Here is a 25,289-nt window from a genome sequence, read left to right as displayed (position 1 = left end):
CGGAGTATGGCTACCGAGGCGACGTTTACGGTCCCGTCCAACAAGTTTCCGCTGGGAACCGTGTTCGAACGGTTGCCGGGGGTGACGGTCGAACTGGAGCGGATCATTCCCGCACGAGACGTGGTGATCCCGTACTTCTGGGTTCGGGGCGTGGAAACCGACGACATCGAGGGAGCGTTTTCCGAGCATTCGGGGGTGAAGCAGATCCAGTTCGTCGACGCCGTCGCCGACGAGTATCTGTTGCGTGTCGAGTGGGCGCTCGACTACGACGACGTGCTCACCATACTGACGGAGACGAAGATCGCACTGATCGAGGCCGTCGGCACGAACAAGCAGTGGACGTTCGACATCCGCGGAGACGATAGACAGGACATCGCGGAGTTCCAACACCGCTGCCGGGAGTTAGAGATACCGATCGCGCTCACCAAACTACACGCGCTCACGCCGATCGAGTCGGAAACCGAAGCCGCGCTCACCGACGCACAGCAAGAGGCACTGGTGCTCGCGTACGAGCGGGGATACTTCAACACGCCGCGCGACGTGACGATGGAGAATCTCGGCGACGAACTCGGAATCTCCCAGCAAGCGGTCGCGTCCCGGCTTCGTCGGGGAATCAGTTCGGTCCTCGGGAGTACGCTGCCCCAAACACGCCCTCCGGAGTAGACGAGTTTATAAATACCTTGTATACCCAAAAGAAGGGGTGAACTACGTAAGTCATCTACAAGAATATAATGAGCAGGAGTTTCTCCGAGTTCGATACGATTCTCACTCTCTGTGAAGACGAGCATCGCCGTCTCGTCCTCGCAGTCTTCGCAGAACAGCAGCGGTCGTTGACGGTTGACGACCTCACCAAACTGATCGTCAGACACGACCACCCCGCGCCACTGACAGAGGTTTCCGGCGAGATAGTAACGCGAATCAAGATCGGCCTGCATCACGCTCATATCCCGAAGTTAGAAGCGGCCGGACTCGTCGAGTACGACTCCGAACGGCAGTTAGTCGAACCGACAGCGGAGTTCGACCGGATAGAGCCCCACATTTCGGCGATTCTCGGTGCCGACCCCGAGCTTGCAACACCGCTGTGGAACGAACGGTCGGCCCGCGTTACCGAGTCGAACGAGGAAGGAGAATGGACCTACTGATGTGCCGGTCGTGCGGCGAGTTCACGGAGGCGGTCGAAGAAGACAGACGGTTGGTTCCCACGAAAGACGGATGTCCGCACTGCGGTGAGGTGGAGTTCAAGAACACCGGTACCGGAAATACAGTTCAACTCGGCGAGTAGCACGGCAACCGTAACGAGCGGTATCTCTCGAACACGGTTCGAGGACGGGTCGTGCGCCCTCTCCTGCTCAGATAGTTCTGGTCACTCCCCTACGAGACAGAGAGTGTGCGACAGATCCCACGAGGAAGACGCGACGCGGGCGATGAGTTCGGTTCGATAAAGAGAGTGTAATTGCGCGCACCTACTCGGGCGCTGCCGGGTTAGATGACGCGGTTCTGGAGGTAGTCGAGATGCTTCGCGTTGTAGACGATTTTGACCTCTTCGGCCTCGGGGGAACCGATGCAGGTCAGGCGGACGTTCTTCTCGGAGACTTCCTCGTCCGAGAGAATCTGCTGCATGTCCATCTCGATTTCGCCCTCGAAGAGGATGGCCGCGCAGTTCGCGCAGGCGCCGGCGCGGCACGAGAAGGGCCAGTCGTAGCCCTGCGCCTCGGCGGCTTCGAGGATGTACTCGCCCTGATTGACGTCGAGCGAACCGTAATCCTCGTCGCCGAGGTCGGCGTCGGCGGCCTTCTCGAAGAGGTCGTCGTCGTCCATGTCCCAGCCGTTGTCGTCGAGTACTTCGTAGTTGAGGTATTCTACCGTGGGCATCACGCCACGGTTGGAAACCCACACCATTAGACTTTGCTGTTCCTCGCGCTCAATGACGGCACAACCCCGCCGCCGTCACCGGACGCGCGTCCACCGTGTCCAAGCGAATATGACTAAAACGAAGTCAGCGCGAACAGCACGTACGACGCCGCGGCCGACAGCGAGGGGGTGAGGAGCCAAAAGAAGATGACTCGGCCGGTCGTCCCCGGGTCGAACAGGTTCCGGCCCGCGAGGTCGGTCTCGGACTCCTCGCCGACGGCGGGGACGTTCTCGTCCGTCTCGGCCGTCAGGGCGTTGACGGACATCCCCGGCGACTTGCCGCCGAGAGCCTCGCCGATGGTGACGGAGCGAGTCGCCCGCCCCCACCCGAGGCCGACGATGCACATCGTCGCGGAGACGGCCAGACTGGCGGGAATTCCCAGCCACGACAGCATGGCGATGAGCGACGCCGACACCGTCTCGACGACGAGGGCCGCCAGAATCGGCAGTTCGGTCAGGTCGTTGCCGACCGTATCCAGCGTCCGGCGCGCGATGGTGAACGCGCCGAGGCCGATAGCCCCCGCCGCAAGCAGGATGGCGGCGTCGATGCCGACTGCGCCGTTGCCGACCAACGGCGCGACGGCGTTTGCGGCGTTCGACGCGCCCGCGGAGAACGCCATGTAGCAGGCGATGACGACGACGAGGACGATGCTTCCGAGTTCTCTGGGCGTCGTGTTCGGCCCGTACGTCGGGCGGGGGACGGCCCCGGACCGGTCGAGCGTCAAGAGCGGACCCGGCGAACGGTCGAGTTTCAGCTTCGCGTCGAGATACGGGTAGACGTACCGCCCGACGACGGCGCAGATCCAGAAGGCGATGACCGGCGCGACGATCCACCACGAGATGATTTCGAGCATGACCTCGGCGTTGAGCGTCCCGGTGGCGACGCCGAGGCCGGCGATGGCGCCGACGGCAGTCATAGACGTGGAAGCGGGGACGCCGAAGGTGTTCGAGATGAGAAGCGCGAGGCCGACGAAGAACAGGACCGCCACGCTCGCCGCCAGCGTGAACTGACTCTCCGGGACGATCTGGCCGCCCATGGTCTCGATGACGTTTCGCCCGGCGGTCCACGCGCCGAGGAAGGCGAACCCGGTCATCAACGCCGCGGCGGCGAGTTTCGACACGATGTCGCTCCCGACGGCCGGGCCGAACGCGACGCCGGTCGACGAACCGCCGATGTTGAACCCGACGAACGCGGCGACGACGAGTCCGATAACGAGGAGTACTTCGACCACGTACGGGTACTCGAAAGCGGATGATTAAATTCCGACGGTTCTCGAAGGACCGAACCGCCGGACGCGGCGTCCGATTCGGGCCTCCTCGGGTCGGACGCCGGCGCGACTCAGTTCGTCGCCGCCTCGATGGCCTGTTCTAAGTCCGCGACGATGTCGTCTACGTCCTCGACGCCGACGGAGAGGCGCACCATGTCGGGGGTGACGCCCGCGGCCGCCTGTTCCTCTTCGGTGAGTTGCTGGTGCGTCGTCGAGGCGGGGTGGATGACCAGCGTCTTCGCGTCCCCGACGTTCGCGAGTAGGGAGGCGAGTTCGACCTCGTTGACGGTGCCTTTCGCCGCCTCGTACCCCTCCTCCAAGCCGAACGTTATCATGCCGCCGTAGCCGCCGTTTAAGTACTTCGACGCCTCCTCGTGGGTCTCGTGGCCCTCCAGTCCGGGGTAGTTGACCCACGAGACTTCGTCGTGGTCCTCCAAGAACTCCGCGACGGCCATCGCGTTCTCGCAGTGGCGGTCCATCCGCATCGGGAGCGACTCCAGTTTCTCGATGGTCGTCCACGCGTCGAACGGCGACTGGGCCCCGCCCAAGTCGCGCAGGCCGCGGGCGATGGCGGCGTACGTGAACGCCGCGTCGCCGAACGTCTCCGCGAAGTTGACGCCGTGGTAGGCGGGGTTGTTCTGCGCTATCTCGGGGTACTTCTCGGCGTGGTCGGCCCACGGGAAGGTGCCGCCGTCGACGAGGACGCCGCCGACGGTGGTGCCCGCGCCGTGGATCCACTTCGTCGTGGAGTTCCACACGATGTCCGCGCCGTGTTCGATGGGGCGACAGAGGTACGGCGTCGCGAACGTGTTGTCCACGAACAGGGGGACGCCGTTGTCGTGGGCGATGTCGGCGATTCGCTCGATGTCCGGCGTCACGAGGGCGGGATTGCCGATGGTTTCGAGGTGGACGTACGCGGTGTCGTCGTCGATGGCCTCCTCGTAGGCGTCGTAATCGAGCGTATCGACGAACTTCGTCGTCACGCCGCGGCGTTCGACGGTGTGGGTCAGGTACGTGTACGTCCCGCCGTACAGCGACGAGGCGGAGACGACGTTGTCGCCCGCCGACGCCAGGAGGAAGTTCGCCAGGTCGAACGCCGCCATCCCCGACGCCGTCGCCGCCGCGCCGACGCCGCCTTCGAGGGAGGCCAGACGCTCCTGCAACGTGGCGACGGTCGGGTTCATCAACCGCGAGTAGATGTACCCCTCCTTCTCCAAGGCGAACTGACTCGCCGCGTCGTCGGCGTCCTCGAAGACGTACGACGTGGTCTGGTAGATGGGCGGTGCCCGCGCGCCCGTCGCCGAGTCGGGTTCCTGTCCGGCGTGCAGGCTTCGCGTGTCGAATCCGAACTGCCTCTCCTCGCCGTTCTCGTCGGACATAGCGACCAGATTCGTCCCGGCGTGTGGTAAACACCCTCATCCTCACAAAATACGCCGGTGGCTCGGACGGGGAGAGAGGCGAGCGGGGACGAGGGGGTTCAAACCGCGCGCGCGTCGGCGACGGACGCCCCCGCGAAGAGGAGGACCAGACCGACTGCGCCGACGGCGAGTCCGACGAACGGCGTGAGGGACAGAAGCGGCGTCGAGAGGACGACGATGGCGGCGACGGCCAGTAAGCCGCCGAACGAGACGCCGATGGTTCGCGCGCCTAATCCGTCCGGGATGAGGGCGATATACGTCGCGCCGAGGGCGACGACGAGAGCGGCCGCCCCGACGGCAGTGACGCCGCCGACGGCGACGGCGTCCGTGAGCAGGAGGTACGCGACGTAGTACGCCGGAATAGCGACAAGGAGCGCCGCGATTCGGCCGGCCAGTCGGAGCAGAGGCATACCCGAGGCGTCGTCCGAGACGGACAAATTCCTTCGGGTCGAAGACGGCCGCTTACCCCGAAAACAGGCTGTTGTGGACGGGCGCGAACTGCTGGCCGTCGTCTACCTCCTCTTCCTCGTCGGTGTCGTGAATCGCCCGGCCCGAGACGCCCGAATCGAGGAAGTCCCGGAGGGGCGGGCCGACCTTCTCCGGTTCCACGAGGAAGGCGTCGTGGCCGTGGTCGGACTCGACGACGTGGTGGGCGACGGGCACCTCGGCGTCGCGGAACGACTCCGCGAGGGCCTCCGACTGCTCGGTGGTGAAGTGCCAGTCGCCGGTAAAGGACATCAGGAGCGCTTCGCCCTCGTAGGCGGCGACGGCGCGCGTGTCGTCCTCGTACCCCTCCGAGAGGTCGTAGTCGTCCATCGCGCGGGTGAGGTAGAGGTAGGAGTTCGCGTCGAACCGTTCGACGAACTTCTCCGCTTGGTAGTCGAGGTACGACTCCACGTCGCGGTACGGGAAGAAGGAGGCGGCGGGGTCCGTCGGGAACGCGTCGCGGGTGGCGTCCCGTCCCGCCGCCCGGCGGCCGAACTTCTGCTCCATCGAGGACTTCGAGAGGTACATGACGTGGCCGAGTTGCCGCGCGAGGGCGAGGCCGTTCGTCGGCCCCTGCGCGCCGTCCGAGGGGTTCCGCGACTCGTCGCCCTCGCCGCCCTCGCCGGAAGTGTCGTAGTAGTCGCCGCCGTTCCAGTTCGGGTCGGTGGTGATGGCGCGGCGGGCGATGGCGTCGAGGGCGAGACACTGCGGGTCGAGGCGCGGGGCGGCGGCGACGGAGGCGACGCGGCGCACGTCGTCGGGGTAGCGCTTCGCCCAGTCGAGGGCGTTCATGCCGCCGACGCTCCCGCCGACGACGGCGTGCAGGCGGCCGACGCCGAGTTCGTCCAAGAGCAAGCGCTGAGAACGCGTCCAGTCGCCGACGGTGACCGGCGGGAAGTCCGTCCCGTACGGTTCGCCGTCGGGGCCGCCGCTCGGCGGGCCGGAGGTGCCGTAACACGACCCGGGGACGTTCGCGCAGACGACGAAGTAGTCGTTCGTGTCGACGGCCTTGCCGGGGCCGACGATGTCGTTCCACCACGCGCGGGCCTGTCCGGTCGTCTCGGAGCCGTACCCCGCGACGTTCTGACTGCCGGTGAGGGCGTGGCAGACGAGGACGGCGTTGTCGCCGTCGAACTCGCCGTAGGACTCGTAGGCGACGCGAAGGTTCGGTATCTCCTCGCCACACTCGAAGTCGAACGCCCCCACGTCGATGGTTCCGCTGTCGGTCTTCATGGTGTCCTCACGCCCCCGTCGCCTCGTCCGTCGCGCGCCGAATCGCCTCGTCTAAGTCGGCGATGACGTCGCTCGCGTCCTCGATGCCCACCGAGAGGCGGAGCATGTCCGGACCGACGCCCGCGGCGCGTTGTTCCTCGGCGCTCAACTGCGCGTGCGTGGTGGAGGCGGGGTGGATGATGAGCGTCTTCGCGTCGCCGATGTTCGCGAGGAAGGAGGCGAGTTCGACGTTCTCGCAGGTGCCCTTCGCCGCCTCGAAGCCGGCTTCGAGGCCGAACGTCACCATGCCGCCGTAGCCGCCGTCCAGGTACTCTGCGGCCACCTCGTGCGTCTCGTGGTCCTCGAAGCCGGGGTACGACACCCACGCGACGTCCTCGTGGTGGCGGAGGAACGTCGCCACCTCGCGGGCGTTCTCGCAGTGTCTCTGCATCCGAAGCGGGAGGGTCTCCAACCCCTGAATCGTCTGCCACGCGTCGAACGGCGACTGCTGGTTGCCGAGCGTCCGGAGCGAACGCTGGCGGGCGGCGACGGCGAACGCCGCGTCGCCGAACCGTTCGACGAAGTTCACGCCGAAGGCGGGGTTCTCGCCGGAGAGTTCGTCGTAGTCGGCGTGCTCCCACGGGAAGGTGCCGCCGTCGACGAGGACGCCGCCGACGGTGGTGCCGGAGCCGTGAATCCACTTCGTCGTGGACTCCCAGACGACGTCCGCGCCGTGTTCGATGGGGCGACAGAGGTACGGCGTCGCGAACGTGTTGTCCACGACCAACGGGGCTTTCGCCTCGTGTGCGATGTCGGCCAAACGCTCGAAGTCGGGCGTCTTCAGGGAGGGGTTGGCGATGGTCTCGGCGTGGACGAACGCGGTGTTCTCGTCCACCGCGTCCGCGTAGGCGTCGTAATCGAGGGTGTCCACGACGCGGATGTCCACGCCGCGTCGGGTCGCCATCTTCGTGAAGTACGTGGAGGTACCGCCGTACATATCGGCGCTGGCGACGATGTTGTCGCCCGAACGGGCGAGGATGCTCGTCGCGGCGTCGAGTGCCGCCATCCCGGACGCGGTGGCGACTGCGCCGACGCCCGCCTCCAACGTCGCCAGCCTGTCTTCGAGGATTCGCGTCGTCGGGTTCGAGATGCGGGAGTAGACGTCGCCCTCGGCGTCGAGGGCGTACAGGTCCGCGGCGCGGTCCGCGTCCTCGAAGGCGTACGACGTGGTCTGATAGAGGGGCGGCGCGCGGGCACCGGTCGCCGAGTCCGGTTCCTGCCCGGCGTGCAGACTCCGGGTGTGGAAACCGTCGTTCATGTATCACACGCATATTCCCGCGTGTTCTTATAACCGGCGGTTACGGCATTCCGACGCGGACGCGGCGACGGCGCGCCGAAACCGCGGGCGGCGACCGCACCGAAGTGTTTTTTCCGGACTACGGTCGTCTCAGATGCATGTCGAAGGGGTCGGGAGAGACGGACGTGCGCGTCACCGTCGCGTACGATGCTACGGTGTACGACCGCATCCGCGGCGGGGACGCGGACCCGCCGGCGGACGTTCGCCTCGTCGTCGGGGGGCGAGAGGTCGGTCGCGGGAGAGACCACCTCCGGTGGCACCTCGACCAACTGCTCGCGGCGGTTTCGAGCGTCCTCGACGGCGAGTCGGGGGTCGTGGAGTTCTTCGAGGAACGCCTCGAGTTCCACTTCGAACCCGCGGGCGACGGCGTGGCGACGCGGTTCGTCTCCGACGAGTCCGGATCCGAGTCGGAGTTGGCGTTCCCCGACGGGACGACGCCCGAACCGGCGGACGCGGACGACGGCGACGAGACGGACGGATCAGACGACGAGACGGACGGTGCGGCGTCCGAACCGGACGAAACTGAACCGGACGGTACCGCACCGGGCGACACCGAACGCGTCGTCGTCGACCGGCGCGCACTCGTCGAGGAGGTGCTCTCGACCGTCGAGACGTTCTGTACCGCGGTGGTCGAGACGAACCCGGAACTCGCCGAGAGCGTCGCCGGCCTCCGCGCCGAGATGCGGTCGCTCCAACTCGCGGCCGCGGAGTTCGGCGAGTGGGGCCTCCCGGTCCGCCTCCTCGATTCGGGGGGCCAACGGGGGTCGCCGCCCCGAGAGGCGGAGTCCGACGCCGCCGAGCGACGTTCGACCGCGCGCCGGGCGGAGTCCGGGGGCGTCTCGGCCGCCGGTCGAGAGGCGGAGCGACGCCGAACCGTCGTCGCGGCCGGCGGCGCGCGCGTCGGCGTCTCCGACCCGGACGACCGGGCGGAGGCGGCCGAACGCGGGTCGCGCGCCGTCGCCCGTCTGTGGCTCTCCGATCCCTCGGTCGAACCGGTCCGCGGGGGCGATGCCGCCGTCGGAATCGACCCCGGGTCGGACGCGTTCGACGGGAGCGGAACCCGCTTCCGCGGCGAGGTGGTCGCCGTCGCCGACGGACGCGCCCTCCTCGACGTGGGCGAGGGAACCGTGGCGTTCGACCCGGCGGAACTCGGCGTCGGCGAGGAGACGCCGTCGGCCCGCGGGACCGCGGCCGGACGGGCCGCCGTCGGCGACAGACTCGCCGTCCGCGCCGGCCGAACGGAGCTCCGCGGCCTCGACGTGGTGGCCGAGCCCTCGGTCTGCGACTGGTCCGAGGAGCGACTCCGCGGGGCGTTGGCCGACGCCGACCGCCGCGCGGAGGCGGCCGCCGAACTGGCGCGACGCGGCGTCCGAACCGCCGTTCCGACCCTCGTCGAGACGCTTGAGGGCGACCGATCCGCGCCGGACCGCCGGGCCGTCGTCAGAGCGTTGGACGTGCTCGCGGACCCGAGAGGGGTGGACGCCCTCGTCTCGCGACTCGCGGACGACGACGACGCGGTTCGGCGGGCCGCCGCGACGGCCCTCGCCACCGTCGGCGACCCCGAGGCGTTGGACGCCCTCCTCGGGGCCGCAAAAGCGGAGGACGACGAGACGACGCGGTACGCGATGATCCGCGCCGCGCGCGACGTGGACCCGACGACGGCGATGGACCGCTTCGCGCACCTCCTCCGGACCGGCGACGACCCGGCGGTCAGAGAGACGGTGGTGCGCGTCCTCCGCGTCACGAACGGGGAACGCGCGCGCGGACTCGTCCTCGAAGCGTTGGACGACTCCGACCCGTCGGTCGCCCGCGAGGCCATCGCGGCGGTTCGCTGGGCGGACGACGAACGCGCCGTTCCCGCACTCCTCCGCCGGTTGAACGACGACGACGCCCTCGTCCGACAGGAGGCCGCGGGGGCGTTCGCCGAACTCGGCGCGCGCGCAGACGAGTTCCGCGACGGCGAGGAACTGTCAGATTCGACGCGCGAACGCGTCGTCGGAGCGCTCATCGACCGGTTGGACGACCCCGTCGCCGCCGTCCGGTCGTGGGTGATAGAGGCCCTCGGCGCGCAGTCGCACCCGCGAGCCGTCGGTCCCCTCTGTGACGCTTACGACGAGGAGTCCGAACTCCGGTGGAACGTCGTCGCCGCCCTCGGCCGAATCCGCGACCCGCGGGCGATTCCGACGGTGGTGGCCGCTCTCGACGACGACGACCCGAGCGTCCGGCGGCGGGCGTGCCGCGCCAGCGCGCAGTTGGGGACGGCCGCCGCGGTGTCGCCCCTCTGCGACCGGGCGACGTCGGACCCGAACGCGGACGTCCGCCGCGAGGCGATCGACGCCCTCGGCCGCCTCGGCGAGAACCCGGCGCGCGTCGCCGAGACGATGGCGTCGGTGCTGGAGGACGACCGGACGGCGCTTCGGCGCGCGGCGGTGACGGCACTCGGGCGAGTCGGCGGGTCGGAGGCGCGCCGACTCCTCCGGGAGACGGCAGAGAACGACCCGCACGAGGCCGTCCGCGAACACGCGCGGTCGACGCTGGAGTAGGCGAGACGTCCGAGACGGAGCGTCCGTCGCCGCTCGATCCCCGCGCACCCGTGGATTTTACCCCCCGGCGTACTCACCGGCGAACGATGAGCGAACAGTCGCCCGGCGACGCGGAGTTCGAGACGGCCTACGCCGACGCCGACAACCCGTACCTCGTCGAACCCGACACCGACTTCGAACCGGTCGAGGAACTCTCGCGCGAGGAGGCCGAGAGACAGGTGTCGCTCCTGCGCGACGCCGTGCGCGAACACGACTACCGCTACTACGTCGAGGCGGACCCCCTCGTCGCGGACCGGACGTACGACGCGCTGTTCGCCCGCCTGCAGGACCTCGAAGCGGCGTTCGGCTTCGACGACGAGACGAGTCCGACCGGCCGCGTCGGCGGGGAACCGCTGGACGAACTGGATACGGTCGAACACGTCGCGCCGATGCTCTCCATCGACCAGTCGGTCGAAGCCGAGGACGTCCGCGAGTTCGACCGCCGGGTCCGAGACGAAGTGGGCGAGGTCAACTACGTCTGCGAACCGAAGTTCGACGGCCTGTCGGTCGAAGTCGTCTACCGCGACGGCGAGTTCGAACGCGCGGCCACCCGCGGCGACGGCGTTCGCGGCGACGACGTGTCCCGACAGGTGCGGACGATACGCTCCGTGCCGCTGAAACTCCGCGGCGACTACCTCGACTCTCTCGCCGTCCGCGGCGAGGTGTACATGCCGCGCGACGCCTTCCGCGAGCACAACCGCGAACGCGTCGAGGAGGGGAAGGAGCCGTTCGCCAACCCGCGGAACGCCGCCGTCGGGACGCTTCGCCAACTCGACCCCTCGATTACCGCGGAGCGACCGCTCGCGGTGTTCTTCTACGACGTTCTCGACGCGACGGATGCGCCCGACACGCAGTGGGAGACGCTCGACCGACTCGACGCGTGGGGCCTCCCGACGAACGAGCGAATCGAGCGCGACGACGACATCGAGGGCGCGATGGCGTACCGGGACGCGTTGTTGGCCGACCGCGAGGACCTGAACTACGAGATAGACGGGACGGTCATCAAGGTGGACGCCCGCGAGAAACGGGAGCGACTGGGCGCGACGAACCGGTCCGTCCGGTGGGCGTTCGCCTACAAGTTCCCCGCCCGGTCGGAGGTGACGACGGTCACCGACGTGGTAGTGCAGGTCGGTCGGACGGGGCGTCTCACGCCCGTCGCCCTGTTGGACCCCGTGGACGTCGGCGGCGTCACCGTCTCGCGGGCGTCGCTTCACAACCCCGAGGAGATAGCGCGCCTCGGCGTGAACGTCGGCGACGAGGTGCGCATCAAGCGCGCGGGCGACGTGATTCCCGACGTGGCGGGAGTCGTGGAGGACCGCTCGGAGGGCACCTACGAGTTTCCCGACTCCTGCCCCGTCTGCGGCAGTCCGGTCGAACGCGACGGCCCCATCGCCTACTGCACCGGCGGACTCGACTGCGGCGCGCAACTCGTCCGCGCCGTCGGCCACTACGGGAGCAGAGGCGCGTTGGACATCGAAGGACTCGGGGAGGAACGCGTCGAACAACTCGTCGAGACGGGCCTCGTCTCGGAACTCGCCGACCTCTACCGCCTCGAACCCGAGGAACTCGCGGAACTCGACGGGTGGGGGAAGAAGAGCGCCGAGAACCTCGTCGCCGAGATAGACGACACGCGGACCCCGACGCTCTCGAACTTCCTCACCGCCCTCGGCGTCCCCGAGGTGGGCGAGGCGACGGCGCGGAACCTCGCCCGCGAGTTCGGTAGTCTCGACGCCGTGATGGACGCGACGGAGGAGGAACTGCGGGCGGTGGACGACGTGGGACCGACCGTCGCGGAGCGAATCCGGGAGTTCTTCGCGAACGACCGGAACCGGAGCGCCGTCGAGGCACTCCGCGAGGAGGGCGTCGAACCGGAGGCGCGGGCGGCCGAGTCCGGCGGCGACGAACTCGACGGACTCACGTTCGTCTTCACCGGGTCGCTGTCCGTGACGCGGAGCGAAGCGCAGGAACTGGTCGAACGCCACGGCGCGACGGCGACGGGAAGCGTCTCCGGCAACACGGACTACCTCGTCGTCGGCGAGGGCGCGGGACAACGGAAGCGAGACGACGCCGAGGAGAACGACGTGCCCGAGCTGGACGAGGAGGGATTCGCGGCGTTCTTGGACGAACGCGGTATCGACTACCCGCCGGAGTGAGGTTCGCGGTCAGATATCTTCTGGCGGACGAAGCATCTCGCGAGAGCGCGGTTACAGCCGTCGCCGTCCGATAATTCGCTGAGTAGCCGGTTCGAGTACCGGATCCGGATCGTTATGGCGGGAAGGGGCGTGCGCGACTAACTACGTCGCACGCTTCAGAGAGAAGGGAACCATCAGCTCGCTTCGTCCCCTCGGCGACTGCGACCGGGATTTCAATCACACGCCAGAATCGTTTTCGTGTCACTCGATATACTTCAAATCGTTATGGACTCGTCGGAGATCCGTCCCAGAACAGACAGGGTCGAGACGCCGGGAGGTGACAACCGGTGAGTGTCGAAGAGTCGTCAGTCGCTCTCCGAGAGCGAGCCAAGCAGAACTACGAACGCGTGAAAAACGAGGTTATCTCGGAGGAGAAGCGGTCGGTTCTGTCGGAGTACCGGGCCGACGACTTCGACGGCGTACTGCTCATCGCGACGGCACCGAGAGGGGGTAGCAGCCTCCTTTTCGATATCCTTCGTCACCACGAGGGAACGTGTAGTCTCGACGGAGAACACGACAGGTGGTTCACTCTACACGGGATCGGTTACCCCGCGCTGGAGTCCGACGTCGTTCCGGCCGACTTCGAGTCGTTCGATAGGGAGAGGCTCCTGACTGACCTCCTCGCCGAGGTCGGTGCGACCGACCGGCCCGGCGACCGAACGCACCGCGTGGATAACACGCTCGTCCGTCTTCCGTTGCAGTTCCCCGAGCGAGAACTCCCCTACGAGCAGATAGGCGAACAACTGCTCGAGGGAGCGTCGCTCGACGAGATACTCGAAGGGTTCGGAATCCCCCCGTTGCAGTACGATGAGTACGCGGAGCGAGATGCGAGCAGTCCGTTCGAGGCCGAAACGATCGAGGACCGACCGTTCGTCTCCTCGCATCGGTACAAGCGGGGACTGACGGCGGACGACTTCGATCGGACGCTCGTCCTGAAAGCGAGTGGCGACGCGTACCGGCTCCCGTGGATCCGCGAGCAGTTATTCCCCGAGACCGACGTCAAAGTCGTCCATCTCACGCGCAACCCGGCGGCGTCGATCAACGGGCTCTACGACGGGTGGCAGCTGAACAGGGGGTTCCAGACGTACGACGTGGGAGATCTGGATATCGACGGATACGACGGCTCGCTGTGGTGCTACGACCTCCCACCGGGTTGGGTCCGCGAGGGGGACCTCGTCGACGTCTGTCTGATGCAGTGGGCGCAAGCCCATCGCCACATCCTCGATACTCGCGACGCGTTCGACGGCGTCCTTCGAGTCCGGTTCGAGGATCTTCTGACCGACACCCGCTCGACCGTCGAGGAGATCGTCGATTTCGCCGACCTCGGCGCGTCGGAACTGCTCTCCGAGAACGTCGGAAACCCCAACAAGGTGATGACGACGAAAGAGCCGAGACACGCTCGCTGGCGAGATAGAGAAGAGTTTGTCAAGAGTGCGCTCGCGGAGGCCGACGAGCCGTATACCGAGGTCGTCCGGGAGTTGGGCTACACGGAGGAATCGGAGTGGATCTGAGAAACACGGCGAAGGACGAGACAGTAGCACGGCGAGTCGCGTCGTTCGCGGAGACGACGACCGTCGAGACCGATTGCGAGGAAGCCCACATCCCCAGTAAACGAGGCGAGATCCATGTCTAACGAGACGTCGAATACCGAATCGATACCGACCCGTGCGCACAGTATCGAAATCACCGCAGTCGGCGGAATTCAGAACAGCGTGGACGGACGCTGCCGTGTTTCGCTTGCGGGGGAGGTCGACTGATGTCCGGAGAGACGATATGGCTTTTCGGACTGCCGTGTTCCGGAAAGACGACCCTCGCCGAGGGATTGGTCGGTCCGAGCACGGTCCATCTGGACGGAGATTATCTCCGAAACACCCTCAATTCCGACCTCGGTTTCTCCAAGGAAGACCGAACCGAGAACCTCAGGCGAGCTGCCGGAGTCGCACAGGCGTTGAACGACCAAGGGTTCGACGTCGTCGCGTCGTTCATCACTCCGTACCGCTCTCAGCGAGAACTGATCGCCGAGAAGGTCGAGGACGTCTCGTTCGTCCACGTCGACGCACCCCTCGAAGTGTGCGAGGAACGCGATGTGAAGGGGATGTACGAACAGGCACGTAACGGAGAGATCGAGGGTTTCACCGGTATCGACGCGCCGTTCGAGGAGCCGGCGGAAGAGGGGGTAGAACTCGCGGTTCGGACGGCGAGGCGTTCAGAGGAAGAGAGTATCAAGGAGATCAACGGAGAACTGGGGTTCAAATTCGACCCGAGCCACATCTTCATCGGTCGCTGGCAGCCACTCCACGACGGACACCGGACGATCATCGATTCAGCCGCCGATAACGGAAAAGACGTCGTTATCGCCATCCGAGACACCGAACTCAGCGAGAAGAATCCGCTCACCGCACAGGAGCGCCGAGAACTGATCGAGGGCGTGTACGAGGACCATCCGAACGTGGAGACCATGATCATCCCGGACGTAGACACGGTCGCCATCGGACGGGACGTCGGGTATTCGGTCGTCTCGGTACCGGAAGAGGTCGCTGAGATCAGCGGAACCGAGACGCGCAAGCAATACGAGAAGAGCGAACTTCTCGCCGGACAGCATCTCGAGAAATGATTCGCCATCATCGCCTCGCTCATGGATAAGACAGCGCTGCTGTTCGACCGGTCCGAGTTACAGAACGCGATAGAGGCGGAGGAGCTCGCCGCGTGGAAGAAAAAGAGATATACTGCGTTCAGAGAGACGATGCGAGAGACCCGCTACCCGTGTCACTTCGCGGTGAACGCTGAACGGAACGATACCGCTCGTTACCTCTTCGTCGGGAGTCCTCGCGACCGTGATGCGCTCTTCAAACTAAAAGCGGGGTTGCAAGGATATCTCGAACAGCACCAGTCGATAGCCGACCGAACGACCTTGGTGGTGTTTTTCGAACCTCCCGACGAAGAGCGAAGCGAGCAGGAGTACCGTGATCGATTCTGGAGGGCGCTCGAGTTCCTAAACGAACGGGATCCGAAACCATGGCCTAGCGACGTTCCCGAGGACCCGAACGACCCGGAGTGGGAATTTTGTTTCTGTGGAGAGTCGATGTTCATCGTCGGGCGCGCTCCGTTCTATACGGATCGGAAGAGCAGATACACACCGTACGGACTAGAGATAACGATCCAACCACGGAGAGTTCTCGACGACATCAGCGGAGATACGGCGGAAGGCCGGCGCGCCCGCTCGATCATCAGAGAGCGACTGGATGAGTACGACGACGTTTCTCCTCATCCGGACATCGGTGACTACGGCGACCCTGACACGCGAGAGTGGAAGCAGTACTTGCTCCCGACGTCCAACGATGAAAGCCTCAGCGAGTTCCCCATCGAGATAGAAACTGAGGGGTCGTAGTGAGTATCCCGCTGTCCTGTCGGCACCAAGCGACGAACGCCTCCGTGTACTCGTCGGACGATAGCTCGTGCGTCCCGTACCGACGCCGCGAGTCAGAGACTCGACGGTACGGATAGAACGTGTGCGGCGTGCGAATTCGAGTGTGCCGGAGGCGCGGCGAGGACCGCGTGAGGCCGGTGTTTACAGGTCGCGCTTCTCGAAGACGTAGTAGCCGAGAGCGACCGGAGCGACCACCCACGCCAACAGCACGAGCATGAGGAACCAGCCGGTGAAGTAGAACGGCATGCCCTCTTGGAACACCGGGCCGAGAGCGACCTGTTCGCCGAAGGCGGCGGAGACGAGGCGGGCCTGTCCCGCGCCGTAGTACACCTGCGCCGCGAGCGTCTCGTACGTCTTCAGCGGGTTGACGTACTTCAGGAACAGGCCGATTTTGACCCGCGTGAGGTTCTCTAACGGCGAGACGAAGGGGGCCTGCTCGGCGACGTAGTTGATGAGTTTCGGAATCCCCTCCGCGATGGACGACCAGAGGATGCCGAAGATGAGGTACAGACCCAACGTCGCAAGCGTCGCCTCGCGATTGGAGTCGGCGGCGGCGGAGATGCCGAGGCCGATGGAGACGAAGGCGACGCCGAGGATGACCGTCAGGGCGACGTGCGGGACGAACGCGCCGTAATCGACGGAAGTTCCCGTCGCGAGGAAGCCGACGAACGCCGCGAGGAAGCCCGCCAGGAGGGCGACGGCGACGACGGCGCTCCGACCGAGGAGCTTACCGACGACGACGTCGCGCCGGGAGTTCGGGAGCGACAGCATCAGCTTCAGCGACCCGGACTCGCGCTCGTCGATTATCGCGCCGTACGAGGTGGAGAGACCGATGAATCCGAGGATGAGCGCCAACAGACCGGGGAACGAGAGGCTGAAGACGCCGAGGTTCGCGAAGAACCCGAACAGGTTCGACGCGTCGCGGGCGTCCGGCGGCAGGAGCATCCCGAAGAACAGGGCGGTGGCCCCGCCGACGAACAGGACGAAGAAGGCCGTCGCGCCGAACAGCCACCGCGACCGGATGGCGTCCCGGAAGTCCTTCTCCGCGACTGCGCGCCACGTCATGCGCGTACCTCCGCTTCGTCGGCACCTTCGTCGTCCCGACCGGTGTAGGCCAAGAAGAGGTCTTCGAGCGACGCCTCGCGCGTCTCGAAGTCGGTCACCTCGATACCTTGCGACTCGAGTTCGCCGATGACGGCCGTCTTCGCGTCGCCGTCGCAGGAGACGAGAAGCGTTTCGCCGTCGGTGGAGACGGAACTGACGCCGTCGAGGGCGGTGAGGGCGTCGGTGTCGGGGACGGCGTCGCCCGCGGTGGTGACGCGGAGCGTCGATTCCGTGCCGACGGCCTCGCGGAGGCCCTCGATAGTGTCTTCGGCGACGAGTTCGCCCTCGCGCATGATGCCGACGCGGTCGCAGACCGCCTCGACCTGTTCGAGGACGTGGCTGGAGAAGAACACCGTCGTCCCGCGTTCGGCCTCCTGCAGGACGATTTCGCGCATCTCCTTCGCTCCCGCGGGGTCGAGACCCGAGGAGGGTTCGTCCAAGATGAGGAGGTCCGGGTCGCCGATGAGGGCCATCCCGAGTGCGAGACGCTGACGCATCCCTTTCGAGTAGCCTCCCGCCTTCCTGTCCGCCGCGTCGGCGATGCCGACGCGTTCGAGGATCGCGTCGGGGTCACCCTCGACGCCCTTCGAGTCCATGGCGAACTCGATGTGGGCGCGTCCGGTGAGGCGGTCGTACACGTCGAATCCCTCCGGGAGGACGCCGGTCCGCGACCGGACGGCGACGCTCTCTCTGTGGGCGTCGTGTCCGAGGACGCGAACCGCGCCCTCCGTCGCGCGGACGAAATCCAGGAGGATGTTGATAGTGGTCGATTTCCCCGCTCCGTTCGGCCCGAGAAAGCCGAACACCTCCCCTTCTTCGACCGTAAGGGAGAGCTCCGAGACGGCGGTGACGTCTTCGTACCGCTTCGTCACCCCGTCCAGTTCGATGGCGGCCATGCCCGTGGGTAGTCAGGTCATCCGATAAAGGGTTTGGTGCGAGAATCAGGGCTGAGACTGAGACGCCCACCGCCGTCCGGCGGTTTCATATCAGACCGATATCACTCTTCGTCGGTTGGTGTACAGCCTGCATCCGCGAGCGAAGCGAGCGGTTCTCCGGCGGCGAGCGGCCAAAAGCCGCGACGTCGCCGGCATTTTTCCTCCAGATCTTTGCGGGGAGGGTTCCCCACAGCGCCCCGAAGGCGCGCGAGGACCCCCTCGAAAAAGGTGGGTGTTACACCTCGTCGTCCGGGTCGTGTTGCTCGCGCATCCGCGTCGCCTCCGCGGCGTACCGGTCGCGCGTCTCCGCGTCCGTCACCTCGTCTAAGTCCTCGGGGTCTACGTCCACGGCGGCGGTGGCGGAGATGCCGCGTTGGTGCATCACCGTCGCCGCCATTTCCTTCCGGCGGGCGCGTTCGCCGTCGGGCGTCGCGTACACGAGGATGATGAGGCCGCGGTCGTCGTACGTTCGGTCGACGAGCCACGCGCGAACGGCGTCGTCGGCGTCGGCGTCGGTCATAGTCGGCGTTCGGCCAGGCGCGGTTTGTACCTACCGACCGCGGTCGAAATGATAAAATAACAGACATACTCTTCGAATGCGAATAAAAATTAAGCGTCGGCAGAAATAGTCGGAAGTAGAATGGTCCCCTCCACTTGTGATACCCTCCACGAACTGCTCGCCGCCCGACGGCGACGCGACACCCTCGCCGCCGTGGTCGAGGCGAATCGACCGCTGACGCGGCGGGAAATCGCTCGTCGCGTCGCCGCCCGAACCGAAGACGGACTCCGCGGGCCGGACGACCACCCGGACCGGGAGATAAACGAACTGGAGGTGGAACTGCGCCACCGCCACCTCCCGCCGTTGCTCGACGCGGATGCGGTCACGAGAAGCGAGAGCGACCGCTTCGCCGCGACGACGTTGGGCCACGACCTCTACCGGGCCGAACGCGCGTTCCGTGCGGTGGTCGGCGACTCGGCCGAGGAACCCGCGGTACGCGGCCGGGCGTCGACGAACGGCGTCGACGAACGGCGTTCGTCGGGCCGTCGGGCGAACTCCGGAAACGTTGCCGGTGGGACCCCGGCGAGCAGTCAGGCTTCGCCTGACGACGTCGGCGAACGGAGTTCGGCGGGCCGCGCAACGAAAGTTCGCGGCGTCGCCGACGAGAACGGCACCGACGACGAACTCGTCCTCTCCGTCAGTTGGGCCGCCGTCGAGGCCATCGACTACCTCGTCGCGTCGGACGACCGGTGGTCGACGCACCCCGGGTACGACGAGGCCATCCGAACGGCCGTCCTCGAAGCGTCGAAGTAACGGGCGACGGCGGCGGGCGACGACCCCCGGACCCGTCGCGTCAGCCTCAAAGCCCGTCGGAACGTACCCGGGGGTAGATGGACGAAAGCGGCGTCAGAGCGCGCGCCAAGGACCTTCCGACGGAGCCCGGCGTCTACCAGTTCTACCGGGACGACACCGTCCTCTACGTCGGAAAGGCCGTGAACATCCGCGACCGGGTGCGGTCGTACGCCGACCCGCGCGGGGCGCGCATCCGTCAGATGGTCGAACGCGCCGACCGAATCGACTTCGCCGTCACGGACACCGAGACGCAGGCACTCCTCCTCGAAGCGAACCTCATCAAGCGCCACCAACCGCGGTACAACGTCCGCCTGAAGGACGACAAGTCCTATCCGCTGGTCCAGTTGACGGACCACCCCGTGCCGCGCATCGAGGTGACGCGCGACCCCGAGGAGGGCGCGACGGTGTTCGGCCCGTTCACCGACAAGGGACGGGTCGAGACGGTGGTGAAGGCACTCCGAGAGACGTACGGCGTCCGCGGGTGTTCCGACCACAAGTACGCCAACCGCGACCGGCCGTGCCTCGACTACGAGATGGGCCTCTGTACCGCCCCCTGCACGGGCGAGATTTCGGAGGCGGACTACCGCGAGGACGTGGCGTCGGTCGTCCGGTTCTTCGAGGGCGAGACGGGCGTCCTCGCGGACCCCCTGCGGCGGGCGATGGAGTCCGCCGCCCAAGAGGAGAACTTCGAACGCGCGGCGAACCTCCGGGACAAACTCGACGCGGTGGAGTCGTTCCACGGCGCGGGCGAGGAGGCGGTGGCCGCGCGGACGGACGAACGCGCCGTGGACGTTCTCGGCGTCGCCGTCGAGGGCGACGCGGCGACGGTGGCCCGCCTCCACAGCGAACGCGGACAACTCGTCGACCGGTCGAGTCACCGCCTCGACGCGCCCGAGGGCGGCGACAAGAGCGCCGCCGTCCTCTCGGCGTTTCTCACGCAGTACTACGCCGAACGGACGCTTCCGGACGCCGTGTTGCTCTCGGAACGCCCCGACGACGACGACGTGACGGCGTGGTTGAACGCCGAGGGCGTCGCCGTCCGCGTCCCCGGCGCGGGCCGGGAGGCGAGACTGGTCGAGCTCGCCCTGAAGAACGCCAGACGCGGGCCGGGTCGAAACGACGAACTCGGCGCTCTCGCGGACGCACTCGGCCTGCCGCCGATATCCCGCATCGAGGGGTTCGACGTGAGTCACGCCCAAGGCACCGCCGTCGTCGGGAGCGACGTCTGCTTCGTCGAGGGGTCCGCCGAGAAGTCCGACTACCGGCGGAAGAAACTCCCCGACCGGAACGACGACTACGCGAACATGCGCGAACTCGTGCGCTGGCGGGCGGAACGCGCCGTCGAGGGGCGCGACGACAGACCCGACCCGGACCTCCTCCTCGTCGACGGCGGCGACGGCCAACTCGGCGCGGCCTTAGACGCCCTCGCGGAAGTCGGGTGGGACGTACCCGCCGTCGCCCTCGCGAAGGAGGAGGAACTCGTCATCACGGAAGACGGGGTGCGCGACTGGCCGAACGACGCGCCGCACCTGCACGTCCTCCAACGGGTGCGCGACGAGGCGCACCGCTTCGCCGTCCAGTACCACCAGACCCTCCGCGACGAGGTGAAGACGGTGTTGGACGACGTGCCCGGCGTCGGCCCGAAGACGCGGCGGGCCCTCCTCCGGCGGTTCGGGAGCGTCGAGAACGTCCGCGGGGCGTCGGTGGGCGACCTGACGGACGTACCGGGCGTCGGCGAGGGGACGGCCGAGACGCTGAAAGAACGCCTCTGAGTCGGTCGTCCGGTCCGCCAGCCGAACGTATCATTCGAAAATTATTTCTACTCGTTAACATATTCGTCACACGTAGTACGCCCTCCGGCCGCCAGCCCTCCATCGCTGTGCGCGAGTGGCGGCTACGAAACACCATGAGAAAGGAAGTCCTGATCGCGGCACTGGTAGTGTTGAGTACGCTCCCGGTCGCCGCGGCACACAGTCAGTCGAACAGCCTCGACGCTCCGAACGTCGATACCGGCGCGGCGGCGCAGACGACGGACGTCGCTTCGAGTTCCGCGAGCGGTTCCGGATCGTCCGCCGCCGACGACGCGGAGTGGAACTACACGAAACTGTACGTCGATGCCGATAACGGGTACCTCGACCTGAAACCGGGCGAGAGCGAGACGTTCACCGTCACCGTCGGAAACGAGGAGGAGAGTGCGGTGACCGTGAACCCGCACCTGTACGTGCCGCCGACGACCCGAGACAAACTCGACGAATCGTGGGTCGAAATCGACGGCGAGACCGAAATCGCGCCCGGCGAGGAGTCCGAGTTCACGGTCACGGTGTCGGTCCCCGACGACGCCGAAATCGCCCGTTACAACGGAATGATAGCGTTCACCGACGAGCGGATAACCTACCCCGGTAGGCCCCCGCGTCCGGTGCACGCCGCCCACGTGGGCGTCGAAGTGTGGAAGGAACCGACCGTCGAGATAGTCTCCGATAACTACGTCCGCGGGCAGGTCGAAGCCGGCGACAGCGTCACCAGCCAGATAGTCGTGAAGAACACCGGCGACTCGGCGGTGCCGCTGAGTCCCGAACTCAAGCGAGAGCGCGGACACTGCGCCGGAAGCGGTTGTCCCCTCACGCTCGACCCGTCGTGGATAGACATCGACGCGCCGAGCGAAATCGCGCCCGGCGAGACGGCGACCGTGACGGTCACGATGTCGCCCGCCGAGGACGCCGAACGCGGTCGGTACGACACGCGGATCGACCTCGGTCTCAAGGACCCCGCCCGCGCCGACGACAGTAGCCACTGGCAGGAGGTCGACCTGAACTACGTCGTCTGGAAACAGCCCTCCGAACCGTTCGAGACGACCGTCGACGTGAGCGAGCGAGCGGACAACCTCACGCTCACCCTCTCCCCGCAGTCGTCGTACCGTTCGAACGCCGACAGCGACGGGGAGTCCGCGAGCTTCGACGTGGAGTTCGTCAGCCCCGACGGCGAGACGATCGAGGCCGAACGCGTCCGCGTGAGCGACGGCGGCCACGTCAACCTCGGGCGGAGTCGGCGCGGCGCGACGAGAGACGGCGAGTACGCCATCCGCGACGGCGGAAGCGAGTACGTCTACCGCCTCGACGACCCCGAGGCGGGCGAGTGGAACGTCCGGATTACGCCGCACAACGCCATCAGCTTCCGCTACGAGTTCGTCCGCGAGGAGTCGAGCGAATCCGTCACCGCCGGCGGGGCCGCCACGACGAACGACTCCACCGCGACGAGCGAATCGGCCGCTTAATTCCCCCACGACCACCCATTTTTCGCCCGACTTCGTCGGCTTCGGAACGTTTACCCGGAGCCATTGCGAGGGGCGCGTATGCGCCGCCGAGCCCTCCTAACTAGCCTCAGTGCCGCCGCCGTCGTCGGACTCGCCGGGTGTTCCAGGTCGGACGCCGACGAGGAGCGAACGCCAGAGGGAACCGAACCGACGACGACCACAGAGACGGACGCGACGGCCGCCGCACCCGCGTCCGTGACGCTCGCGGACCGCCGTCTCGTTCGCTCCAACCGCGATACGACGGACGAACTCGTCAGCGTCGTCGGCACCGCACGGAACGACGGGGAGTCGGCCCTCGCGGACCTCTCCGCCGTCGCTCGGTTCCTGAACGCCGACGGCGAGGAGGTAGGGACCGCAGACGCCGAACTGAACGAACTCGCGCCCGGAAAGCGCTGGCAGTTCTCGCTCGTCTTCCCCGGAAGCGGCGAGAAAGCCCGCTCCGTCGAGCGGTACCGCCTCCGGATAGACGCCGGCGAGTGAGTCGCGGGGCGGAGAGCGTCGGCGGGAGAACGGTGATCGACCCCACCGGCGCGAGAGTTCCTGAACGGCAATCGTTATGTTCTGACGGCCGGTAGCAAGTAGCATGGACGACATATTCGTCGCGCGACTCATGTCCTCGCCCGTGAAGACAGTCTCCCCCGACACCTTGGTCGAGACGGCCGCACAGTCGATGCTCGACGCGGAAATCGGGTCGGTGGTCGTCACCGACGAGGAGGGGAAACTGCTCGGGATACTCACCTCGACGGACTTCGTCAGAATCGTCGCCGAACGCCACCCGAAGGACGAGACGCCCGTCTCGGAGTACATGAGCACGGACGTCGTCGTGACGACGGCGCAGGAACCCATCACCGCCGCGGCGGACACGATGATAGAACGCGGCGTCCACCACGTGCCCGTCGTGGACGACGACGACGACACCGTCATCGGGATGATAACGACGACGGACCTCACCGCGTACCTCTCGCACGTCGAGAAGCCGACTCCCTCCTGAACTCGACTCTCAAACCGACGTTCGCGCCCACTCCACCGCCGCCGACGCCGTCTCGGGGGTCTTCACCGTCACGTCCGTCTCCGCGAGGCGGCCCCGAAGCGCGTTCCGTTTCACCGGCGGCGCGACGACGGCGACGCCGTCGAGTTCGTACTCGTCGATTCTCGTCAGGAGGTCGTCGAATCGCTCGAAGAACCAGGTGCTGAGGCCTCCGTCCTCGGCGAAGACGAGGACCGCCGCGGTCACGTCCGACCGAGCGATGGCGGCCTCGAACGCCTCGAAGAACTCCTGTAAGAGCAGTCCGCCGTTGACCGAAAACTCCGTGAGGTCGAAGACGGCGACACCCGCGTCGATCTCGTACCGGTAGATGTCGGCTGCCATCACTTGCTAGTGGAGCGAGACAGTCGTAACCGCTGGACCTAATCTATTAGGCGAGCGTCTGAGACGGGCGTTCGCTCCGTCTCCGGCCGAGGGGTCGCCGCCGAGGCGAGAGGCGCAGAAGGCATATATCGGTCCCCCGGGAGGCGAGTCCGTGAGGACGAAACGGCGTCTCCTCGCTCTGACTGCCCTCGTATTCCTCTCGGTCGGCGGCGTCGGACTCGCCGGCCCGCCCGGACTCTTCGGATTCGCCGCGACGGAGTGCGGCGGAGGCGGCGACTGCGCGAATCAGATGGCTCCGGTGATCCTGAGTCTCCTCTCCGCTCTCGTCGGCGGGTTGCTCGCGCTTTCGGTCGTCCGGTCGGTCGGCGCGGAACGGTGGCGAGAGACCCGAGCGTGACCGTCGGTCGAAAGAAAGAGGGGTTCGAGGCGGCGCGCTTACGCTATCTTCTCGTACTGGTCGCGGAGTTTCTCGGCGGCGTCGTCCATGAGGCCCTGTTCGTACTCGTCGAGGTCCCACTCGACGACTTCCTCGACGCCGTCGGAGCCGAGTTTGACGGGGACGCCGAAGGCGGTGTCCTGGTAGCCGAACTCGCCGTCGAGTTTGATGGATCCGGGCAGGACCGCGCCGGTGTCGTGGAGGACCGCTTCGACCATGTGGGCGACGCCGGTGGCGGGACCCCACTGGGTCGCGCCCTTGCGTTCGATGACGTCCATCGCGGACTCCTGTAAGTCCGAGAGGATCTCGTCTTTCTCGTCGTCGTCGAAGGAGAGGTCCCGGCCGTTCACGCGGACCTTCGAGAAGACGGGCACCTGCGCGTCGCCGTGTTCCCCGAGGATGGTCCCCTCGACGTTCTTCACGGGCGCGTCGAAACGCTGGCTGAGGACGTAGCGGAAGCGCGCGGAGTCGAGTCGGCCGCCGAAGCCGATGACCTTGTGTCGGTCCCGGTCGCCCGCCTCGTACAGGTGGCGGTTCAACAGGTCCACCGGGTTCGAGGTGGTGATAGAGACGAAGTCGTCGTTGTGCTCCGCCAGCGAGGAGCCGATGTCCTCCATGATGGGGGCGTTGTCGCCCGCGAGGTCGATGCGGGTCTGCCCCGGCGACCGCGGGATGCCCGCGGTGATGACGACGACGTCCGACCCGGCGGTGTCCTCGTAGCCGCCCTGATACACCTCCGTGTTCGAGTCGTACGCGACGCCGTGGTTCGTGTCGGCCGCCTGACCGACCGTCTCGTCCTCCTTGTCCGGGATGTCTACGAACACGAGTTCGTCGGCGATGTCCCGGAGTGCGATGTTGTACCCCGCGGCGGCGCCGACCGTCCCGGCAGCACCTACCACGCTAACTTTCGTCATACCACGTAAAACGAGGC

25 protein-coding genes are annotated in these 25,289 nt (G+C 66.7%); 14 read left to right on the top strand and 11 right to left on the bottom strand.

The window, feature by feature from the left end; translation table 11 throughout:
- The first annotated feature begins 6 nt into the window (after window positions 1-6).
- The 3 genes from BLS11_RS14780 to BLS11_RS19505 all read left to right on the top strand — a co-directional run bounded on the left by BLS11_RS14780 (window position 7) and on the right by BLS11_RS19505 (window position 1,282).
- A complete protein-coding gene (locus BLS11_RS14780; protein WP_092538507.1) occupies window positions 7-663 on the top strand; it encodes a helix-turn-helix domain-containing protein in 657 nt (218 codons plus the stop codon).
- 68 nt (window positions 664-731) lie between these two features.
- Window positions 732-1,142 carry a DUF7344 domain-containing protein gene (locus BLS11_RS14775; protein WP_092538506.1) on the top strand — a complete coding sequence of 137 codons (411 nt, stop codon included), beginning with the start codon at window positions 732-734 and terminating at the stop codon, window positions 1,140-1,142.
- Window positions 1,130-1,282 (top strand): hypothetical protein, encoded by a 153-nt coding sequence (locus tag BLS11_RS19505; protein WP_175454464.1) that lies wholly within the window; start codon window positions 1,130-1,132, stop codon window positions 1,280-1,282. The genes BLS11_RS14775 and BLS11_RS19505 overlap by 13 nt, the downstream gene beginning before the upstream one ends.
- A 200-nt stretch (window positions 1,283-1,482) precedes the next feature.
- On the opposite strand, the gene fer is transcribed toward BLS11_RS19505, so the two are convergent.
- The 6 genes from fer to BLS11_RS14745 form a co-directional block, all read right to left on the bottom strand.
- The gene (gene fer, locus BLS11_RS14770; RefSeq protein ID WP_092538505.1) at window positions 1,483-1,872 is read right to left on the bottom strand and encodes a ferredoxin Fer; all 390 of its coding nucleotides are present in this window, start codon (window positions 1,870-1,872) and stop codon (window positions 1,483-1,485) included.
- A gap of 113 nt (window positions 1,873-1,985) precedes the next feature.
- The gene (locus BLS11_RS14765) at window positions 1,986-3,143 is read right to left on the bottom strand and encodes an inorganic phosphate transporter (protein WP_092538504.1); all 1,158 of its coding nucleotides are present in this window, start codon (window positions 3,141-3,143) and stop codon (window positions 1,986-1,988) included.
- A 107-nt stretch (window positions 3,144-3,250) separates the two neighbouring features.
- Complete coding sequence (locus tag BLS11_RS14760) at window positions 3,251-4,558, bottom strand: O-acetylhomoserine aminocarboxypropyltransferase/cysteine synthase family protein (RefSeq protein ID WP_092538503.1); 1,308 nt, start codon at window positions 4,556-4,558, stop codon at window positions 3,251-3,253.
- Between the two features lie 98 nt (window positions 4,559-4,656).
- Window positions 4,657-5,007, bottom strand: coding sequence for a hypothetical protein (locus tag BLS11_RS14755; protein WP_092538502.1), 351 nt, complete (start codon window positions 5,005-5,007; stop codon window positions 4,657-4,659).
- Window positions 5,008-5,059: 52 nt separating this feature from the next.
- Window positions 5,060-6,316: a homoserine O-acetyltransferase MetX gene (metX, locus tag BLS11_RS14750; RefSeq protein WP_092538501.1), complete on the bottom strand. Its 1,257-nt coding sequence runs from the start codon at window positions 6,314-6,316 to the stop codon at window positions 5,060-5,062.
- 7 nt (window positions 6,317-6,323) lie between these two features.
- Complete coding sequence (locus tag BLS11_RS14745; protein WP_092538500.1) at window positions 6,324-7,613, bottom strand: O-acetylhomoserine aminocarboxypropyltransferase/cysteine synthase family protein; 1,290 nt, start codon at window positions 7,611-7,613, stop codon at window positions 6,324-6,326.
- Window positions 7,614-7,750: 137 nt separating this feature from the next.
- Between BLS11_RS14745 and BLS11_RS14740 the strand changes: the two genes are divergently transcribed.
- The 5 genes from BLS11_RS14740 to BLS11_RS14720 all read left to right on the top strand — a co-directional run bounded on the left by BLS11_RS14740 (window position 7,751) and on the right by BLS11_RS14720 (window position 15,814).
- Entirely contained in the window at window positions 7,751-10,195 is a 2,445-nt protein-coding gene (locus BLS11_RS14740) for a HEAT repeat domain-containing protein (RefSeq protein WP_092538499.1), read from the top strand.
- Window positions 10,196-10,281: 86 nt separating this feature from the next.
- Window positions 10,282-12,387: an NAD-dependent DNA ligase LigA gene (gene ligA / locus BLS11_RS14735; RefSeq protein WP_092538498.1), complete on the top strand. Its 2,106-nt coding sequence runs from the start codon at window positions 10,282-10,284 to the stop codon at window positions 12,385-12,387.
- Window positions 12,388-12,713: 326 nt separating this feature from the next.
- Entirely contained in the window at window positions 12,714-13,937 is a 1,224-nt protein-coding gene (locus tag BLS11_RS14730; RefSeq protein WP_092538497.1) for a sulfotransferase family protein, read from the top strand.
- Window positions 13,938-14,182: 245 nt separating this feature from the next.
- Window positions 14,183-15,040 carry an adenylyl-sulfate kinase gene (cysC, locus tag BLS11_RS14725; protein WP_092538496.1) on the top strand — a complete coding sequence of 286 codons (858 nt, stop codon included), beginning with the start codon at window positions 14,183-14,185 and terminating at the stop codon, window positions 15,038-15,040.
- A 21-nt stretch (window positions 15,041-15,061) separates the two neighbouring features.
- The gene (locus BLS11_RS14720) at window positions 15,062-15,814 is read left to right on the top strand and encodes a YqcI/YcgG family protein (protein WP_092538495.1); all 753 of its coding nucleotides are present in this window, start codon (window positions 15,062-15,064) and stop codon (window positions 15,812-15,814) included.
- 180 nt (window positions 15,815-15,994) lie between these two features.
- Here BLS11_RS14720 and BLS11_RS14715 read toward each other — a convergent pair whose 3' ends face one another.
- The 3 genes from BLS11_RS14715 to BLS11_RS14705 all read right to left on the bottom strand — a co-directional run bounded on the left by BLS11_RS14715 (window position 15,995) and on the right by BLS11_RS14705 (window position 18,412).
- On the bottom strand, window positions 15,995-16,918 hold the full coding sequence (locus tag BLS11_RS14715) for an ABC transporter permease (RefSeq protein WP_092538494.1): 924 nt from the start codon (window positions 16,916-16,918) through the stop codon (window positions 15,995-15,997).
- On the bottom strand, window positions 16,915-17,853 hold the full coding sequence (locus BLS11_RS14710) for an ABC transporter ATP-binding protein (RefSeq protein ID WP_092538493.1): 939 nt from the start codon (window positions 17,851-17,853) through the stop codon (window positions 16,915-16,917). Before BLS11_RS14710 ends, BLS11_RS14715 begins: the two co-directional genes overlap by 4 nt.
- Window positions 17,854-18,127: 274 nt before the next feature.
- Window positions 18,128-18,412 (bottom strand): DUF7967 family protein, encoded by a 285-nt coding sequence (locus BLS11_RS14705; protein ID WP_092538492.1) that lies wholly within the window; start codon window positions 18,410-18,412, stop codon window positions 18,128-18,130.
- Window positions 18,413-18,532: 120 nt separating this feature from the next.
- Between BLS11_RS14705 and BLS11_RS14700 the strand changes: the two genes are divergently transcribed.
- The 5 genes from BLS11_RS14700 to BLS11_RS14680 all read left to right on the top strand — a co-directional run bounded on the left by BLS11_RS14700 (window position 18,533) and on the right by BLS11_RS14680 (window position 23,544).
- Window positions 18,533-19,204 carry a DUF7344 domain-containing protein gene (locus BLS11_RS14700; protein WP_092538491.1) on the top strand — a complete coding sequence of 224 codons (672 nt, stop codon included), beginning with the start codon at window positions 18,533-18,535 and terminating at the stop codon, window positions 19,202-19,204.
- Window positions 19,205-19,281: 77 nt separating this feature from the next.
- Entirely contained in the window at window positions 19,282-21,015 is a 1,734-nt protein-coding gene (locus BLS11_RS14695) for an excinuclease ABC subunit C (protein ID WP_092538490.1), read from the top strand.
- Window positions 21,016-21,149: 134 nt separating this feature from the next.
- Window positions 21,150-22,514, top strand: a complete 1,365-nt coding sequence (locus BLS11_RS14690) for a COG1470 family protein (RefSeq protein ID WP_175454463.1) — start codon at window positions 21,150-21,152, stop codon at window positions 22,512-22,514.
- A 78-nt stretch (window positions 22,515-22,592) separates the two neighbouring features.
- Window positions 22,593-23,033 (top strand): FxLYD domain-containing protein, encoded by a 441-nt coding sequence (locus BLS11_RS14685; protein ID WP_092538489.1) that lies wholly within the window; start codon window positions 22,593-22,595, stop codon window positions 23,031-23,033.
- 103 nt (window positions 23,034-23,136) lie between these two features.
- The gene (locus tag BLS11_RS14680) at window positions 23,137-23,544 is read left to right on the top strand and encodes a CBS domain-containing protein (RefSeq protein WP_092538488.1); all 408 of its coding nucleotides are present in this window, start codon (window positions 23,137-23,139) and stop codon (window positions 23,542-23,544) included.
- 9 nt (window positions 23,545-23,553) lie between these two features.
- Here BLS11_RS14680 and BLS11_RS14675 read toward each other — a convergent pair whose 3' ends face one another.
- Window positions 23,554-23,922, bottom strand: coding sequence for a hypothetical protein (locus BLS11_RS14675; protein ID WP_092538487.1), 369 nt, complete (start codon window positions 23,920-23,922; stop codon window positions 23,554-23,556).
- 151 nt (window positions 23,923-24,073) lie between these two features.
- Here BLS11_RS14675 and BLS11_RS14670 point away from each other — a divergent pair, with 151 nt between their 5' ends.
- The gene (locus BLS11_RS14670; protein WP_092538486.1) at window positions 24,074-24,319 is read left to right on the top strand and encodes a hypothetical protein; all 246 of its coding nucleotides are present in this window, start codon (window positions 24,074-24,076) and stop codon (window positions 24,317-24,319) included.
- A 38-nt stretch (window positions 24,320-24,357) separates the two neighbouring features.
- Here BLS11_RS14670 and mdh read toward each other — a convergent pair whose 3' ends face one another.
- Window positions 24,358-25,272 carry a malate dehydrogenase gene (mdh, locus tag BLS11_RS14665; RefSeq protein WP_092538485.1) on the bottom strand — a complete coding sequence of 305 codons (915 nt, stop codon included), beginning with the start codon at window positions 25,270-25,272 and terminating at the stop codon, window positions 24,358-24,360.
- Window positions 25,273-25,289 lie beyond the last annotated feature (17 nt).

Source organism: Halopelagius longus, assembly GCF_900100875.1.
GTDB lineage: Archaea > Halobacteriota > Halobacteria > Halobacteriales > Haloferacaceae > Halopelagius > Halopelagius longus.
This window is presented reverse-complemented; position numbering and strand designations above follow the sequence as displayed.

Bases quoted from the DNA above. Each gene is read 5' to 3' on its own strand.
- BLS11_RS14780 (WP_092538507.1), top strand. From the start codon at position 7: ATGGCTACCGAGGCGACGTTTACGGTCCCGTCCAACAAGTTTCCGCTG.
- BLS11_RS14775 (WP_092538506.1), top strand. From the start codon at position 732: ATGAGCAGGAGTTTCTCCGAGTTCGATACGATTCTCACTCTCTGTGAA.
- BLS11_RS19505 (WP_175454464.1), top strand. From the start codon at position 1,130: ATGGACCTACTGATGTGCCGGTCGTGCGGCGAGTTCACGGAGGCGGTC.
- fer (WP_092538505.1), bottom strand. From the start codon at position 1,872: ATGCCCACGGTAGAATACCTCAACTACGAAGTACTCGACGACAACGGC.
- BLS11_RS14760 (WP_092538503.1), bottom strand. From the start codon at position 4,558: ATGTCCGACGAGAACGGCGAGGAGAGGCAGTTCGGATTCGACACGCGA.
- BLS11_RS14755 (WP_092538502.1), bottom strand. From the start codon at position 5,007: ATGCCTCTGCTCCGACTGGCCGGCCGAATCGCGGCGCTCCTTGTCGCT.
- metX (WP_092538501.1), bottom strand. From the start codon at position 6,316: ATGAAGACCGACAGCGGAACCATCGACGTGGGGGCGTTCGACTTCGAG.
- BLS11_RS14745 (WP_092538500.1), bottom strand. From the start codon at position 7,613: ATGAACGACGGTTTCCACACCCGGAGTCTGCACGCCGGGCAGGAACCG.
- BLS11_RS14740 (WP_092538499.1), top strand. From the start codon at position 7,751: ATGTCGAAGGGGTCGGGAGAGACGGACGTGCGCGTCACCGTCGCGTAC.
- ligA (WP_092538498.1), top strand. From the start codon at position 10,282: ATGAGCGAACAGTCGCCCGGCGACGCGGAGTTCGAGACGGCCTACGCC.
- cysC (WP_092538496.1), top strand. From the start codon at position 14,183: ATGTCCGGAGAGACGATATGGCTTTTCGGACTGCCGTGTTCCGGAAAG.
- BLS11_RS14720 (WP_092538495.1), top strand. From the start codon at position 15,062: ATGGATAAGACAGCGCTGCTGTTCGACCGGTCCGAGTTACAGAACGCG.
- BLS11_RS14715 (WP_092538494.1), bottom strand. From the start codon at position 16,918: ATGACGTGGCGCGCAGTCGCGGAGAAGGACTTCCGGGACGCCATCCGG.
- BLS11_RS14710 (WP_092538493.1), bottom strand. From the start codon at position 17,853: ATGGCCGCCATCGAACTGGACGGGGTGACGAAGCGGTACGAAGACGTC.
- BLS11_RS14705 (WP_092538492.1), bottom strand. From the start codon at position 18,412: ATGACCGACGCCGACGCCGACGACGCCGTTCGCGCGTGGCTCGTCGAC.
- BLS11_RS14700 (WP_092538491.1), top strand. From the start codon at position 18,533: ATGGTCCCCTCCACTTGTGATACCCTCCACGAACTGCTCGCCGCCCGA.
- BLS11_RS14695 (WP_092538490.1), top strand. From the start codon at position 19,282: ATGGACGAAAGCGGCGTCAGAGCGCGCGCCAAGGACCTTCCGACGGAG.
- BLS11_RS14690 (WP_175454463.1), top strand. From the start codon at position 21,150: ATGAGAAAGGAAGTCCTGATCGCGGCACTGGTAGTGTTGAGTACGCTC.
- BLS11_RS14685 (WP_092538489.1), top strand. From the start codon at position 22,593: ATGCGCCGCCGAGCCCTCCTAACTAGCCTCAGTGCCGCCGCCGTCGTC.
- BLS11_RS14680 (WP_092538488.1), top strand. From the start codon at position 23,137: ATGGACGACATATTCGTCGCGCGACTCATGTCCTCGCCCGTGAAGACA.
- BLS11_RS14675 (WP_092538487.1), bottom strand. From the start codon at position 23,922: ATGGCAGCCGACATCTACCGGTACGAGATCGACGCGGGTGTCGCCGTC.
- mdh (WP_092538485.1), bottom strand. From the start codon at position 25,272: ATGACGAAAGTTAGCGTGGTAGGTGCTGCCGGGACGGTCGGCGCCGCC.